This window comes from Pantoea sp. App145 (genome assembly GCF_047947045.1).
Lineage (GTDB): Bacteria > Pseudomonadota > Gammaproteobacteria > Enterobacterales > Enterobacteriaceae > Pantoea.
Genome location: NZ_CP133292.1, coordinates 229820 through 246052 on the forward strand (window position 1 = coordinate 229820; position 16233 = coordinate 246052).

Here is a 16233-nt window from a genome sequence, read left to right on the forward strand (position 1 = left end):
ATAAATGTGGGATTGATTTATTTTTTGTATCTGTCAGTCGTGTGAGCATAAGTATCCCCGAATGATATAGGTCATTAATTATTTACTGCCATGATGATAGATAGTGTAAGTATACGGAGTTATCCGGGATTACATTATGATTTATCCGGAAATGTAATTTATAAAATAAACAATGGCTGAATCGAAGATGCACTTAATTATAAGTGCATCATATTCTGGTTTCTCTATGACTCAATACAACAGATCGAACCCTCGGGGGAATTATCTTTTGTATTGTTACCCATGTGCTGCCGCAGGGTAAGTACAGAAAAGCAGGTGAACAATATTGAGTCTGGCATGAAAAAATACCGCTACCTAGAGACGTCCGCTCCACATCCAGACCAGAAATAACACCGGCAAGAGTCGCAAAGACAATCAGCATCATGCCCCCGGCCTGATGCATAGCGCCAAAAATCAGTGCCGAGATATACAACGCCAGAACAGGAGGCATAAAACCAGACAGCCGCTGTTGCAGATAGCCACGAAACAGCGTTTCTTCAGTCAATGAGACAAAAAAAATGTTCGCAAAGATAAACTGGAATAACCGCTCCGGAGCATTGCCATCAGGTTTTAATCCCCGCAGGAAAACTGCCACAAGGGTCAGCAGAGGAACTGCGGCAACCGGCAACAACCATTGCCATGTAGGATGGCCTGTATGCTGCCCTGGAAATAAAACCATCAGCAACACAAATGGCAGCAACGCCTTGTCAAAATTGTTATACATCGAGAACGGCATACTTACCGTTCCGGCGCGGATCTGATCGAGAATCTTTAAATTATGGAATCCAGCTACCCCCATGATTGGTAACAACAACTCACTTGCCGCTTTCGATAAACCGAACCAGTTCAGTTGCTGTAATTGCATACTGCGAAACACCAAGCGTAGCTCAGCACTTCGCGCCTGAGCGATGATACGGATACCCCGTAAGGACCATCTGGCCTCATTGGCAGACGTCTGTTACTCGCTTAATTTTTGCTTACTTTGTGGTGCATTAACTAATGTATCACCGACTTCGATCTGCAGCGCTATTGGATCAATACCAAAAGCATCACCTCCTGTTGCAAAGGTACGGAATTAACTGGTTGAGCGAAAAAAAAGTAAGACAGATTAATGCAGTAATACAAAACCAACTCATAAGAACACCGAAAGAATATAAAACAATCAACACAGTGTATGGGAGAACGAGTTAGCTAAATATAATTACCAGATAAATAATCAGACAATACGTATGAATTTATCTAAACATCAGTTCATTATCATCATTAGGCATTTATACTTCTTCCATTACAACTTAATTTTATCAGCAATCTAATCGTGCCAACAATGACACTAGGTATTACATCTCAAACGTTCTTAGCACCCATTTCATCACAACCCAGTACAACAAATTTTATTCTGCCAAAAAAATATAACTGTTACAAAAAACACAAATGATAATCTGAAATCAGGTTTCGGTCACAGAATAGCCAACTATCTATTCTCAGGAAAGAAACCACACCCGACACTCAGCCCACAGATAAAAATCGAACAGTTCATATTGATAAAATACAAAAAGGAGTAGCGACATTAATAAGCAAAGACGAACCCGGAAACATATTGCTATGCTATCTGTATGATGCCCTGCGGGCCGGATTTACCTTTAAAGAAATTATACCAAAGAACATTATCAATAGTAATACTGAAACAATGAGGCTACTTATTGCAGCAGCAGGCGAGAAAATGCTCGGTATTTTAACATCCGAAAATAAGTGATTTTCCTTTAATAATTTCATCAATAAACTATATAACAATCATCAAAAAAGGGAAGAAATAATTCATTCCTTTTTTAAGAGATGCTCTGTTTATTGTATGATAGGACCACGATGGAAAAGCCTTTGGTAAAATAGCCGAGTCTTTTCAGGACACTCTTCGAATGAAGAATAAATATCGCTCCCTTATGGAGTCATACTCAGCCCCGGTCCGTTCTTTTCCACCAAAATCCAGCCACCTTTCTGAACATGGTTATTCCACCATATGTACAAAAATCAGGAATGTAGTTGCAGGAGAAGATTATTCCCGTTTGAGACCAGAAGATATAACCGACCATCAGAATATAATCAACATAGCTATAAAGCTAAAAAATAACTCACTCCTCTCGACAGAGAGAAGGTCTTGCCGTATTCTTTGAATATGTAGATTGCATTGAAGGGCTGTTTAAAACACTTATTAATCTCACCATAAAATTGACAGAATAATTAAAAGAAAGGTCGGCAGTAGCGACACTGAAAAAAACTTTCATTACGCAGATGAGTATAGATTTAAAGATAATGTCGAAAGAATTTCTATCCCGGAAATTATTGGTGATAAAACATTTTTGTTTGATACAAACTCAACATCAACAATACTTGACCCAAAAATAAACTCAGTAATGACAGCGATCGACCGTCATTTGAAGGTTCTCTACTTTAGCAATTAATGATTAACGTTGTGCATCATCTTGCCAGGAAAAGTTCTGTGTCGCAGAGCCCTGAAGCCGGGTTCCGCTGAATTGACGACCTGACTTCGTTGTGAGGATTATTCTGAACGGGATAATGGCTCCCGAAGGAGCCAGTCAAAAGACTAAGTGTCTGGAGTTAATTTCTTACTGTCGCCCCTTTTACACTCTCAAGGACCTGCTTAATCGCCTCTTCAATTTTATCCACCGCATCCTTGGGTAACCGGACAAATTCATAGCTGACAGATCGCTTTTCTGCGTTCACTTTACGGCGTGCCAGCAGGTTACGATCTTCGAAGTCAGCCAGTTTTTCCGTGGTGAGCGGTTTTGGCTTTTTGGGTACCAGGTTGCGTTTAGCTGAACGAAAATAACTGAGTATCTCTGTTTTTTGCTCATCCGTGGTCATCCCGTTATTACGGTTTACACTCATCATGGTGCGAACCTGCTCAGCCAAGTCGCTGATCTCCACGCTTTCCGCTTTGGCGTTATCTGTCACATCAAGCAACAGTTGATAGTCAGGCAAAGTCAGTTCAGAGACCACCGGAAATAATGCAATCAGCTCTGCCGGGACAGAAGCAGCCTGAAACGCACGAGTAACTTTAGCGTTTGAGATCCCTTCCGCTTTTGCGATGTCGCTTTTGCTCATGCCGTTTTCATTCATGATGGCAAAGCGTAATCCGAGCTCCCGCAGGTTGTGTTCCCTGGCAGTCTGAATGTCGGCAGCCAGCTGGCGTGCATCGCTGATATCCAGTTCGTCGTTAGTGACCAGCACTTCAAGACTTGCCTCTGCAAAGAGACAAGCTGCACGGCGACGTGAACCGTCCATAATCTCGATGCGCCCATCTTTCACCCGGCCAATTGCAGGAAAGAATTGCTGCAAACCAATGGTACGCGTGATGTCTTTAACAGATTCTTCCGTTAATGTAGCCTGATCGCGGCCATTTACCTGTGGGTCAACATAGGTTTTCTGCTCTATATCGCCATGCGGAATGAGCTGACGGGCAAAAGTGGCTGTTTTGCCCGATTTTAATGTGAAAGTTCGCGAAGTATTGCTGCTGTCAATAAAGCTGGCAATTGCAGTCTGGCCCATGGTGCGGCCGATACGTTGTACCGTCTTATGAGTACTCACAGTGTGCTCCTGATGTATTCAATGCGGTCGAAAACTGCACGAGAAAATTGCTCTGCTTCATACTTTGCTTTCCTGAGGGCATCCGCGCTGCCGGGGTATGAAATAGGATTGGCGCTGATTACAGTATCAAATGACTCGCCACATCGCTCAAAACCATCAAGTCGCGGCAGAGAGGCATCCAGCATAGATTTAGTAAACACCTCTCGCGCGTAGCTCTGAGAGGTTAAATGATCATGTTTCGTCGTCATCTTCGACATAAAACCAATATTGGCTTTCAATCGCGGCTCGACACCTTCCTTTTCAATACGCTCCAGCATCTCAGGTAAACGTGTGAGATACTTCATCGTGGAATGAAAATCAACCTGCGCTGGTGGAGTAGGCGTCAGCAGAATATCGCTGGCAGCAATGGCGTTAAGCATAAATGAATCGAGATGTGGGCCAGTATCGACGAAGATAAAATCATAATCGTCTGCAAGTCGATCGATGACGTTTCTGCGTAACACTTCCGATGGTGCAACACCAGGCAGATATTCCTGTACCAGAGCCTCCCAGTCACTTGCGACAAAACCATCATCAATTGAGGCTGGCATGACATCCACACCAGGCATGACAGTTGGCTGAATAAACTCACTATGCAACTGCTCACGGCCAAGATCATTCAGCATCGCCTGGGCAGCGGTCTCCGCTTTAGAGCCAATGCTGTTTTTATGGCTTAAAAACATCGTGCTTGAAGCCTGAGGATCCAGATCGATGACAAGGATCCTCAGATCATTGTGTAACATAGCAGGATGAGCACGCATACCGTGCGCAAGCGTCACGGTGCTGACAGTTTTGGATACGCCGCCTTTCAGGTTGACCACGAACACGACAAAGGGACCTTTGTGTTTATCACGATATCTGGGCACTTTGCGATGGTGATAAATATCGATAACGTTCTGCAGGCTGAGCGCATATTGTGAGGTACTGCCGGTTTGCTTTTTCCCAAACTGATAGCCAGCTTCCTCCATATCACTGATGGAAGCGACTACAGCGTGCTTACTGAGGAGCGGAAAATTAGCAACAGCGTTTCGCGAATACGTTTGATAATAACCAGTCTGATTAAATTCAACCCGTTGCTGTTCAATATGGTTACTCAGTCCCTGCAACATACTGTTCGCTCGCTTCGCTGTCTCCAGCACATCGCCATAATCACGCTTCATAAGCACCTCAGTAATAATGTCTTTTAGCATAGTACACAAAAAGCTGTAATCTGCCAATTTTTCAGTAAAAAACATAAAAATTGGATTTTTCCTTTGCGTCTGGATTTATTTCATAAAACTGAGATTATCCCAATAAGGCTGCATACATCTCTGTATCACGAAGTTTCTCATCATACTCACATCCCATTGATTAATTAGAGTAAATTCAGGATTTCAGGTATATCTCCGCAGCATGGATGTCCAAAAAAATTGCTAAATCCGCATATTTAAAGGAACGCTACGTACAAATGATCGACATTCCAGATCAGATCTTTTTGAGTTCTATCTCTGAGCTGCATTCGAAGAGGAACACAATGATTACTTTCTGATCACCACATCAGCGCCCTCCTATCATTCTGCATGTTCAGAGGAACAAAAATCAGGTCAGGCAGAACCCTTCATTACGAATTTCTGCATGTTCAGAGGAACGTTCTGAATGGATAGTCCAGAAAACCTACGAGACAACACTTAATCTGCATATTTACAGGAACAACTAATGGTCTCGCCTATTCATGTTCAAAGGAACATATACACGTTAACGCATTTTTAGAGGAACGGGACCGTCTGATAAACAGCATATTTAGAAGAACAAGTTAGAAATTTTTGGGTCATCTTTAGAGGAACATCGTTATCCGACTCATGCATATTTAGAAGAACACATCTGATTTTATTGATGAAAATCATCTCACACTAGTCCTCCACCTCCGTTACAGCTTATACAGGGAGCACTTGCATGTTTAGAGGAACATTTGTTGATTAAACCCAGCATCTTTAGAGGAACACCCCCGGATATGGCTTAGCATGTTTAGCGGAACAGCTTGCGTCATTAGCATCATTAGAAGAACGCCTGATCATTTTGCACTCGATAAACGATCAATTCCCAAACTGATTTGCATGTTTACGGGAACGCCGATTCTTTCACGCAAACAGCAAAGGTATCAACACGACAGATGCATGTTTACAGGAACAGTTTGGGGTGCATGTTTACAGGAACAGTTTGGGGTGCATGTTTACAGGAACAGTTTGGGATGCATGTTTAGAGGAACTGTTTGGGGTGCATGTTTAGAGGAACTGTTTGGGGTGCATGTTTAGAGGAATACCGGGCAACTAATCACTATCATGTTTAGAGGAACATCACATCTCAAACCATGTGCATGAAGATAATTACCTCGTATTCCGGGTATTCATAACATGCTTCCAGCATGTTTACAGGAACGCTACTGACAGCATGAATACCAAAAATGCATGTTCAGAGGAACGCCCTGCCCTTGCTCACGAGAGCAGCAACAGTATTTTTGACTGCATGTTTAGAGGAACGCTAACGGTAGATATGGAAAAATAGGGAAGAATTTCTCTTGCATATTTAGAGGAACATATATATTTACCTATTAAAAACAGGTAATTGCACACATTCAATACCAAAGCACTAATGTTTAAGTGCTGCCCGTGAGCCTAAACTTCGTTATTCTCAGAAAGATCCGGATCACGAGAGGTGATCGTAAAGTAAATCTTTTTCTTACCCTGAACGACCTTGTAACCCTCGGTATAAGTCAGGTATTTAACTTCTTCCAGCAGCTTCATGGCTTTCCTCACTATCATTAGCTGCTTACGAGGCTCAGAACGCATGTTAAGACGTTCCTGGATTCGCTCGAAGGTGACAATCTGAACTTTATTTGGAACGTTTGGAAGCCCTTCTAAGAAGGTATAAATGGCCTTCGCAACCTCATTGCGCTTAATGGCAGGAAATACCTTGAGCTTGAGCACACGTTTGAGATCGATGTTATAGAGATCTCTGAGGCCTGGATTGTACTCAATGATTACCTGATTCTTGGCGGTATCCACCTTAGAAAAATTGATAAGGTGTGTGGTGGCACTAACGATATCTTCACCATCTTCCTTGTACACATGGATTGAAGTTTGTGTAATTTTACGCAGTGATTTAGCAATCCTTTCTTTCAGATTCTTATTGACCTGCCGCGAATTGAACTCACAGAGACGTGCAAATTCTGTGAACGGCAACGTCACCTTACCCTCTTTCATCTCCGTGTGGGTTAATGCAGAAATGATGGCCACCCAAGTACGAAAATCTGTATCCATATCCAATTTAGGACCATTAATGGTGACTTTGTTGTACCCTTCTTTGTTGACAATTTCGAGGTTACGGAACTCTTCTGAGGCATCCATCGAGCGATTGCCTACACTCTTTTTCTCGATCAAACCGACGGGGCTGAATACACTCAAGCGCAGCAGCGATAACGGCTGGATCGATTTGTTACTTGTGGATGATATGTATTCAAGTTCACCGGTGGTTTTATTTTCATACTCGACAGCAAGACCTAAGTCATTTATATCCTTGGACATTTTCTTTAACCTTCCCCTGCCAAAATTATCCACAGGTAAACGTCGCACTGCATATTCAGAGGAACGCTTTCTGCATATTCAGAGGAACACTACAACATATCCAGAGGAACGCATAGCATTTTTAGAGGAACAAATTGCATATTCAGCGGAACAGATCGCATATTTAGAGGAACAAATTGCATATTTAGAAGAACAAAAAGTGGTTTAAACCCATGATAAATATAAATTTTATTACGCTTAGATCCTTAAGATCAGTATAAAGATCATATATAAGATCCCTATTAGATCAATATAAGATCTAATTCATTAGATCTATCCTGTGGATAATGGGTATAAGTCAATACAATACAGCCAACTGTTAACTTGGTTCTGTTAAATATCTTCAAAAGACTTTAGTCTGTTTAAAAAACAACCAGCACTGATGGCTAATTCAGACTCTATTTTTGATGCAACGTATAAATAACGATTAGCTAAACAATAATAACTTATTGAATATATTGCCATTAAATAGGTGACAGTGTCACATTTAAGGTCTATCTAACATTATAATTTTGACCAAAAAATATACGATAACATTGCTGTACTCAAAAAAGTAGCAAAATGACATTAGTACAACTATGTCACAAGCGAATTATCCCCTCAGTAATTATAAGGAAAATTACTCTCATCAATATTTAAATCACCATGCTCTTCTTTGTATGTATTTAAAAATATTTTTTATCATTAATTTATTTTTAAATCTCATATTAGTATTACCTTGTCATTTACCTGCCCTCCCTAGCCCGTGATTCATATATTTAACTATTAGATGGTCATATAAATTCTACGATAAGGAAACAGTAATATCTTTTTAAACAATTATTGGAACATTAAAATTTTCTGTTTCACTTTTAAAGCTTGCTATTAATAACCGGGGCAAAGTATGAAGGGATGAATGTAATTTTCATCATCACTATTCAGTTTTATGGTTGAGTAAAACATACAAATGGTCATGAGCTAATATGATTCAATAGCTAATATCCCACTATTAAATTGAAATATAGATCGACTTGGAGACTTTCAGTAAAAGATATAAAAATGATCAATAGTACTTCAGAGTGAAAAAATCATCCTAAATCTAAGGTATTTATTCTATCATGTGGTTAACATCATGATTGCCTATTTATTATTAACGGTTTACTTTAAGTGAAGTGGCTCATGGATTAAAAATAATCTTTAGTATTGCCTTTTTAGCTATGCATTTTCTATTTCATCTAAATCAGTTTCCATATGGTGTTTTCAGGCTGAAAATTTTTAAAAATTACATATAAATCAATAAGGTATAGGGAACTCTGATGGAGCTGGTTTCATCTCTCTTGAAGTTCAGTTAGTTAGATTTTCGGAGTAATGATATTACGAATACTATTTTATTTAATTAGAATTTCTTCAAAAAATCCAAAGAACTATTGATGTATTGATCAATTATAATACTCAATATCTCACTAGCTGAAATACCGAAAAAGCCATCAAGTTTAAGCAATATAAATACGTTAATCAGCCACCCCAAAAAATTAATCAATTATGCTTTACAATAAAAATTAGTTTATCTATGAAATAACCTCCTCTTACCAATTCAAGTCACCAACTTATTGCAACGTAAAGCAATGAAATAATTATGGGTCCAAATCAAATTGAATCCTCTCATTTGAATGTAAAGATAGTGAATTATTAAAAGTTGGTAGGCTACATAGGGAAAAAATCTACTTATGAACTTGTTACATTAAGCATGGATTAAAAATATGTATTAAAATAAATAAATTATTAATGCACTTGATTTTTAAAATTTAAGATGTTGAAAATAATAGTATATTGATTAGCAATTTATGCATAATAAGAATGATATCAACGGACCTAAGCAAAGGAGTCTGGATAATTTTAAAACTACACTCAGTGTTGTACATGTATGCAATAGAAAAAAGGTGAAAATTAATCTAGGAGAGAAAAAATAATCAATAGAAATTTTTAGAAAGATAAGCCTAATCGCAAAACCAACCATTTACATTCAAGAATAGTACTCAAAAGTTTCTTGCCACAGTATGTCTGAAATTACCGTTAAACTACCAGATATTTTGATTAAACCATCTACTGCTAAAGATATCTAATCTTGGACTGTACTGTTGGTAAGCTTAGAACTTGTTTATGGTTCTGACACTTTCGAGACATAAAAAATATTTGCGAAAATTAAATATAAAATAAACATTAATACTTGTATGAAGACAAAAATAAATATATATGATGAGAGTTAGATAATCGTATGCAACGTAGTTACAAATTAATCTATTTGTATCTGATATGAATATGGGAGTTTTCAGGCTGAAAATTTTAATTTTTACTATTTTTTTCAGTAGGTTAAAAGGAATTGGACTGGTGTAAAATCCTCTTTATCAACATATCTCTGCTGCTTATGAACCAAAATTATGACATATATATGCATGTAGTTAGCATTTAAAAATATTTATATCTATTCGAAAGTAAAAAGGAGGGTGGGGAATTGATAGATAGAGATCTTAACGAAACATATTATAAAAATAAGGTAAATGAAAACATAAAAGTGAAATACCATTAATTTGAATAATTAAACACTAGGTTTTATGAAACTGCTGAGTGAGCTTTATTTGAAGCGTAAACTAAATTTCATTTGTCGAAGATACTGGAGGGATGAAATTCTAGTTATTTATACCTGAATAATTGGTGACAACACAACTCGAAAAAAATCAATTCGAGAAGGAAAAATTTACTTTTGTAAGTTTGAAGGTTTGATCAATAAATTAATAAAATTTACACAATCATTTAATCTAAATACAAATAAAAAAATAACATTAGTTATCTTGTTTTCTCTAAAGAATCATCGATGTAGAATATATTTATAATTTCTTGAACAATATAGAAAAGGATAGTACAGAGCAGGTTTTAATCTAAACTGCACACCAAATCTACAAGATCTCGCTCTGGCCTGATAACGCAGTAAGATGGAGTTTTCATGATGAAAATATGCCTGTTTGGCTTGTATTTTCAATAAGTTAGCATGATATTTTTAAGGTGAAATTTCAATTCAACATATCCAACGTAGAGTATAGTTTAACAAAAAAAGACAGACGCCAAATTATTCAAGATGGGGATGGTTGTCAGAAAAGATTTAAAAACACTTCTCATGAACGGTCTCTTTCTTTACATACTACAAATATATTTCATATCCAGGTACTAAACAAAAAACGAATTAATCAGCAGCGACGAGATGCCACGACATGTATAAGAATGAGAAAAAAACGCGAAAGTAATAGTACTGTGACCTACTCCCCGTTGATTAATACTCCGCAATGTTAGTAATGTCTTCATCAGCAACGTGAGGACATCCAATGACGAAGTGTTTTTTCGACGAACAGATCATCGGTTTCCACCGCGAGGCCGAAACCGTTTTTTTGCCCGGGAGCTATTCTGTAAGCTTTCTATTTCCGGCAATCTCCTGCACTTGGCGTACGAGGTTTAGCTGCATGGGAGTTCCGGACGTAAAGTGTTTTTAGTCACTCGAACAATAGAACACGCGTCTTAAAAAGCTGCCTACCAAATCCATGTTGGATAAGGAGGTGTTCCAGGTAGGGCTATGGGCCGAAAGTTCTGATGACAGACCAGAGGCGGGAAACCATAGAAGTCATGTATGAGCAAGGGGTCCGTCACAATGTCGTGCCCGCAGGCTGGCAGGTCTGCCACTGTCAACCTGCCGCTATATTGCTCCATGTCCAGTTATTGACGTTATCAGCGCACATCACTGAGCTGGTGCTCAAATACTACCGCTTTGGTTACCGGCATATGTGGAGGCTGCTGCGTCGGTAAGGCCTTCACATCAATCACAAGCGGGCGTATCGGATTTAACATCTTAACCGTTTGGGCGTAAAACGAAGACGGCATCGTAAGGGACTGGCAACTTAGTGGCTTCCACTACTGTGTCCGGAAGTACCTAACCTGACCTGGCCGATGGATTTTGTTATGAATACTTTGTGCACGGCGTAGAGCTGCCTTTAATACAGCCGGGCAAGCTCACCCAGAACGGATTTATCGAGAGTTTTAATGGTCACTTTCGTGATGAATGCCTGAACGAGCACTGGTTCAGCTATATTCTTCACGTCAGAAAAATCATTAGACTGACGGCAGTATTATAACGAGTGTCGTCCTCATTCAGCACTGAATTGTTAGTAAGTGTCCAGCCAACATTTTCTGGTTAATTTCACATCACCCTTTAATTTAAGTGTCTACTTATTCCATTTAGGTGGACACCTGATGACTGAGAATAAACGCTTAACGTGCCAGTATTACATGCCTGAATTTAGGACCCGACTGGTACGTATGGCCCTCAAAAACTCTCGAAGAAAACGGCAGCGTAGCCGCGCTTCCACGCCAGCAAAACTTCAATGACAACCTGCTTTTTAAAACGATACAACTCTGGAAAAACAAAGGAAGCATTGCTAAACCTCGCGGACGAAAAGCAAAACCGCTTGCACTGCCTGCACTAGTACCTGTTCAGACCGTCCATCGTTTATCCGCTTCTGAACCGCTGCCTGATGCCACGACAAACTGCATTATCTGACTCCCGGGCGGTGAAATCCCGCTTCACAGTCCCTCGTCCGAACAGCTCAATGCGATGCAGCAGACTATAATGCGGAGTAGCATGTCGGTGCGATTGAACTCTATTTTAAATACATCAGAAAGATTACCGCTGTCATTCGTGAGATGAGCTACCCCACCGAACGTAATCTCAGGCGCTGGGTCCGGGCATGGGAAGCCAGTGGCGGTGACATCAGCTGTCTGCCCCGTAAAGAACGCTACTCTGATGCGCAGAAACACGCTGCCGTTGACCATTATCTTACGCACGGCTGCTGCATGGCCTATACCCGCAGAGCGCTGGGATACCCTTGCAGCGCACTCCTTATCCGCTGGTTAGATGAAATTCACCAGGAGAAGCAACGCATTTTTACCAGTACGCAAAAGCCGCATGCTCCCTTCAGGCCGGAGGTAAAGTGCCAGGACTTCAGGGACCTATGTACCCGCAGTGAATCCGCCCGAAATATCGCATAGTACGCAAGTGTCAGCCGTCAGGTGTTGTATAAATGGAAAGAAGAACTCATCGGTGATGAGGCATACAGCGCCATGCGTAAACGCAGCATACCCAGTGCAGATGAAGAGATCGACGCACTGCGAAGTGAGCGGGATAAGCTCCTGAAGGAAATCCGGCAGCTGCAGATGGAACACGACATACTCAAGAAAGCGGATGAAATAATAAAAAAGGGCCGGGCATCAGCGCCAGCGTTCTTACAAACAGAGAAAAACGAAGGTCGCTGATGCCCTCAGAGAGGCGTATCCGCTGCCGGCGCTGCTGAGTATCCTCCACCTGGCCCGCCCAGCTATTTTACCAACGTGCCACGCTGCGTGCCGGTGATAAACATGCGGGTAAACGTATTGCTCTGGCAGAGATCTTCCACGGCAACTACTGCTGTTATGGCTATCGTCGTCTGCACGCAATGCTACGTCATGAAGGTATCAGGCTCTCAGAAAAAGTCGTGCGCAGGCTGATGTCAGAGAAGAAACTTCTCGTCAGCACAGCCCGTCGCCGTTGTTACAGCTCGTACTGCGGAGAAATCGGACCGGCATCTGCCAATCTTCTTGCCCGGGGTTTCACCGCCGTGTTGCCCAATCAGAAGTGGCTGACGGATATCACGGAGTTCCAGCTGCCCGCAGGTAAAGTGTGGCTGTCACCGGTCGTGGACAGCTTCGACGGCAAGGTGGTGAGCTGGTCGGTGGGCACACGGCACGACGCAGAGCTGGCCAACAGTATGCTGGAAAGCGCGTCGGTACGCTTAAACCCTACGAACGCCCGATCATATACAGCGATCGTGGCGGGCATTACCGGTGGCCGGGCTGGTTACAGCGTATATTACCTCGGGGCTGACACGCTCAATGTCGCGCTAGGGATGTTCTCCGGATAATGCCGCATGTGAAGGGTTTTTCGGGCGGCTGAAAAACGAGATGTACTATGGCCGGGACTGGTCGGGTGTGACATTTGACGGCTTTATGCAACAGGTGGATGGGTACATCCGCTGGTATAATGGCCATCGCATCAAGCTGTCATTGGGGGCAGTCAGTCCGGAAACGTACCGGCAAATACTGGGTTACAAATAATTAATCAGTCCAGGAAATCGTCCGCCCCCCAAAACGGTCAATAACCTTGGCGTTGACAGATACTGTCCACCAAAGGTTCAAGGTCTTCTATCAGCAGACTTTCCCCGGCACTCAGGCCATGCCCCGGAAGATCGGGGCCAAAAACGTATGCGCCAGTTCGGGTAAATGCACTGGCCATTTCGGCATATTTTCCCACTGCATCACCATAACCGTGTACGACCGCAACAGATAACGCGAGGAATGAAGAGAAAAATGATGGATGGTCATCGGAGCACGGGTGCTTCTGGAATAGTTAATTTCACCAGCAGACATGGATAATCTTTCCCTCAGCTGACAATGAAATAACCTATTGTACGCCTGAAGATGAAGAACGCATTAAACCTCTCAACATTCCGTATCTGTCCCGGCTTCATAATGGTACGTGCAGTTAAGGCACCTGCTTCGCCTCAAAACCCATCGGGGCATATTAATGATTTGGCTGCAGCGAGAGGCCATTCTGTTGACGAACGACAGATGGGGACGGATGAGACAGACTCCATCATTATCAGATCTCCTCCCTCTATAGATAGGCGAGTTTTCCTGCTTTCAGCTCCTGTGCGGTAACGGTGAGAGAGTGTTACCGTCCTGTGTTCCGTTCTTTCAGCAAAACCAGGTCGTGCGGATATGGATCAACCACTAAATAATAACCACAACAATAATGTCCAGTGGGAATATTTTTCCGACACACCATCTCACCCTGGTAGCCTCACCACAGAAAGACCATTCCGTAATAATAACTAATAAAAACTATTTAAGACATGTACGGATACGATTGTTTTCGGACACCTGACACCAGATATGTACGTTAATAAGGGTTTTTTTGTTTACATATAGGCTGTAATTTAAACCCTTTTCGGACGGATTTTGGATTATGTCAGGCGTGTTTGCATACTGCAGGGTTTCCACTTCGACCCAGACGACAGAAATCAGCGGCAGGAGATCCGCCAGGCAGGCTTCGCCGTTCAGGGCAACCGCATTATTGACGAATGCATCAGCGGTTCGGTGTCAGCCTGTGAGAGGCCCGGCCTCTGCCGGCTGCTCGACGGGATGGAGGAGGGCGATATTCTGGTCGTCACCCGCCCCGACTGTCTTGGCCGTAACGCTATGGACGTCAGGGCACCGTTGAACGACGGGCAGGGGAGGGCATCTGGGTGCATTGCCTCGCGCTGGGTGGCGTTGACCTCACCAGCTCTGCTGGCCGCATGACCATGCAGGTCATCGGGGCGGTCGCCGAATTTGAGCGGGACCTGCTGATTGAACGCACTCAGGCAGGAATTGAACGGGCGAAGGCTGCAGGCCGCAATCCGGGCAGACCGTTCTCCCTGGCGCCGGAACAACGCCGGGAGATACTGACGCGCCTGAGCACCGGTTCCGCACGATGCGGCCTTCAAGGCGTTTCTGACGCATCCGGCTACCTCTAGCCGCTCGCCCACGCTGTGGCGGAAGGCTGTTTATTTCCTGCCACCGGTACTCACTCACCAGCCTGATGCGGTCCTCATGGCTGCGCAGTAAATCCGCGCAGTCCCCGTCATCATGCCAGCTGAAGCGCCGGCGGACTAGGCCGCCGCGCCCGGTCACGGTGGACAACCGGGCTTTATCGTCGTAACCGTGGCTGACCAGGCAGACCTCATCATCCAGCCATGCGCCGGACAGGCGGGTCTGTCCGCAGAGGATATGATACCGGCAGATCACGCGCTGCCCGGCTCTGTCGGTCAGTGCGTGCAGGGTGCGGTCCGCGTTCCACTCAAACGGGATGTTACTGCCGCAGGGCTCTGACAGGCGGACGGGAAGGGAGGGGGCGCCATCTCACAGCAGGGCGTAGTGCCAGCGCTCGCCGCTAATATCATACACCGACCAGGTGTCATCGTGGTTATGCTCCAGCCAGCGCTTTTCGGCCCCGCAGTATGTCCGCAGGACTACCGGCACCGCCGGGAAGGCGACGTAATCCCCGGACGGCGCGCGCCACACTAGGCCGTCCTGATACCGCTCCAGTCGGGTTTCCCAGAACAGGCTCCACCCGCGGCCCAGCACGCTGTCGTCGGGGTTCCCGCTGCGTCAGTAACGCTGCCAGCGCACCGGCAGGCGCGAGGGCAGCACGAAGTCCAGCTCGTCTTCGCCGCTCAGGAACTTCTGCCCGCTGACGATATCCACCGGGCGGGCGATAATCCCGGCGGCGGCCGTGGCGGTCACCAGCGCGCCGGCATTACCCGCTACGCCGCCCCAGCCACCGGCGAGGCCGGCAAACAGCAGCATCAGGTCAGAGACCTTGTACAGCCACTCCGGCACCTCTGAGGCAATGTCCAGTGTCTGCAGGACGTCCCCGCCGATGAACACGTTGTCCGACCCGCTCATGACCTTCGCGCAGCAGGCAGGCCGTTAATGAACACGCTGGCGGAGCCTTCCGCCATCTGCTGTGCGCCGTCCTGCGTGCAGCTCGCCGTACTGGCGTTGGCCATCGATGCCGGTTTTCCGTTGATGAAGACATCCGCAGAGCCGGTCAGGATAGCCCCGGTGGGCGACGTTGCCGCCGCCAATATACCCCACGGCAACGCTGGCAGCGATGAGCAGTACGCCCACGCCGATGCAGGCCGCCCACAACCGTGCCGGCAAGCATCCCCGCCAGTGCGTGAGAGTGTCCGGTGGTATCCCCGACCCGTGCAGCTTCGAGCATCCGTTTCCCTCCGTCAGGCGTGCAGGCGGAATGACCGCAGCAGGTCGTTAAGCACGTCGCGGTGGGCACCGG

6 protein-coding genes and 4 pseudogenes are annotated in these 16233 nt (G+C 44.1%); 3 read left to right on the top strand and 7 right to left on the bottom strand.

Translation table 11 applies throughout. The features are described 5' to 3' along the window. Positions 1-208 precede the first annotated feature (208 nt). The 4 genes from RCF31_RS23980 to RCF31_RS23995 form a co-directional block, all read right to left on the bottom strand. Positions 209-904, bottom strand: coding sequence for a CPBP family intramembrane glutamic endopeptidase (locus RCF31_RS23980; RefSeq protein ID WP_416413830.1), 696 nt, complete (start codon positions 902-904; stop codon positions 209-211). A 1748-nt stretch (positions 905-2652) separates the two neighbouring features. Then, complete coding sequence (locus RCF31_RS23985) at positions 2653-3603, bottom strand: ParB/RepB/Spo0J family partition protein (protein ID WP_416414160.1); 951 nt, start codon at positions 3601-3603, stop codon at positions 2653-2655. Between the two features lie 35 nt (positions 3604-3638). Then, complete coding sequence (locus RCF31_RS23990) at positions 3639-4841, bottom strand: AAA family ATPase (protein WP_416414161.1); 1203 nt, start codon at positions 4839-4841, stop codon at positions 3639-3641. Positions 4842-6332: 1491 nt separating this feature from the next. Further along, a complete protein-coding gene (locus tag RCF31_RS23995; RefSeq protein ID WP_416413831.1) occupies positions 6333-7241 on the bottom strand; it encodes a RepB family plasmid replication initiator protein in 909 nt (302 codons plus the stop codon). Between the two features lie 3395 nt (positions 7242-10636). Here RCF31_RS23995 and RCF31_RS24000 point away from each other — a divergent pair. Together RCF31_RS24000 and RCF31_RS24005 are read left to right on the top strand one after the other, a co-directional pair. Next, positions 10637-11465, top strand: a pseudogene (locus tag RCF31_RS24000) (integrase core domain-containing protein); the annotation flags it as partial. Positions 11466-11954: 489 nt separating this feature from the next. Next, a pseudogene (locus RCF31_RS24005) lies at positions 11955-13451 on the top strand (IS3 family transposase). Between the two features lie 37 nt (positions 13452-13488). Here RCF31_RS24005 and RCF31_RS24010 read toward each other — a convergent pair. Next, positions 13489-13629 carry a hypothetical protein gene (locus tag RCF31_RS24010; RefSeq protein ID WP_416414162.1) on the bottom strand — a complete coding sequence of 47 codons (141 nt, stop codon included), beginning with the start codon at positions 13627-13629 and terminating at the stop codon, positions 13489-13491. Further along, positions 13563-13763 (bottom strand): hypothetical protein, encoded by a 201-nt coding sequence (locus RCF31_RS24015; RefSeq protein WP_416414177.1) that lies wholly within the window; start codon positions 13761-13763, stop codon positions 13563-13565. The genes RCF31_RS24010 and RCF31_RS24015 overlap by 67 nt, the downstream gene beginning before the upstream one ends. 598 nt (positions 13764-14361) lie before the next feature. Between RCF31_RS24015 and RCF31_RS24020 the strand changes: the two are divergent. Continuing rightward, positions 14362-14911: pseudogene (locus tag RCF31_RS24020) on the top strand (recombinase family protein). Between the two features lie 19 nt (positions 14912-14930). On the opposite strand, the pseudogene RCF31_RS24025 reads toward RCF31_RS24020, so the two are convergent. Continuing rightward, positions 14931-16161 (bottom strand): annotated as a pseudogene (locus RCF31_RS24025) (DUF6531 domain-containing protein); the annotation flags it as partial. Positions 16162-16233: the final 72 nt, after the last annotated feature.

Bases quoted from the DNA above. Each gene is read 5' to 3' on its own strand.
- RCF31_RS23980 (WP_416413830.1), bottom strand. From the start codon at position 904: ATGCAATTACAGCAACTGAACTGGTTCGGTTTATCGAAAGCGGCAAGT.
- RCF31_RS23985 (WP_416414160.1), bottom strand. From the start codon at position 3,603: ATGGGCCAGACTGCAATTGCCAGCTTTATTGACAGCAGCAATACTTCG.
- RCF31_RS23990 (WP_416414161.1), bottom strand. From the start codon at position 4,841: ATGAAGCGTGATTATGGCGATGTGCTGGAGACAGCGAAGCGAGCGAAC.
- RCF31_RS23995 (WP_416413831.1), bottom strand. From the start codon at position 7,241: ATGTCCAAGGATATAAATGACTTAGGTCTTGCTGTCGAGTATGAAAAT.
- RCF31_RS24010 (WP_416414162.1), bottom strand. From the start codon at position 13,629: ATGGCCAGTGCATTTACCCGAACTGGCGCATACGTTTTTGGCCCCGAT.
- RCF31_RS24015 (WP_416414177.1), bottom strand. From the start codon at position 13,763: ATGTCTGCTGGTGAAATTAACTATTCCAGAAGCACCCGTGCTCCGATG.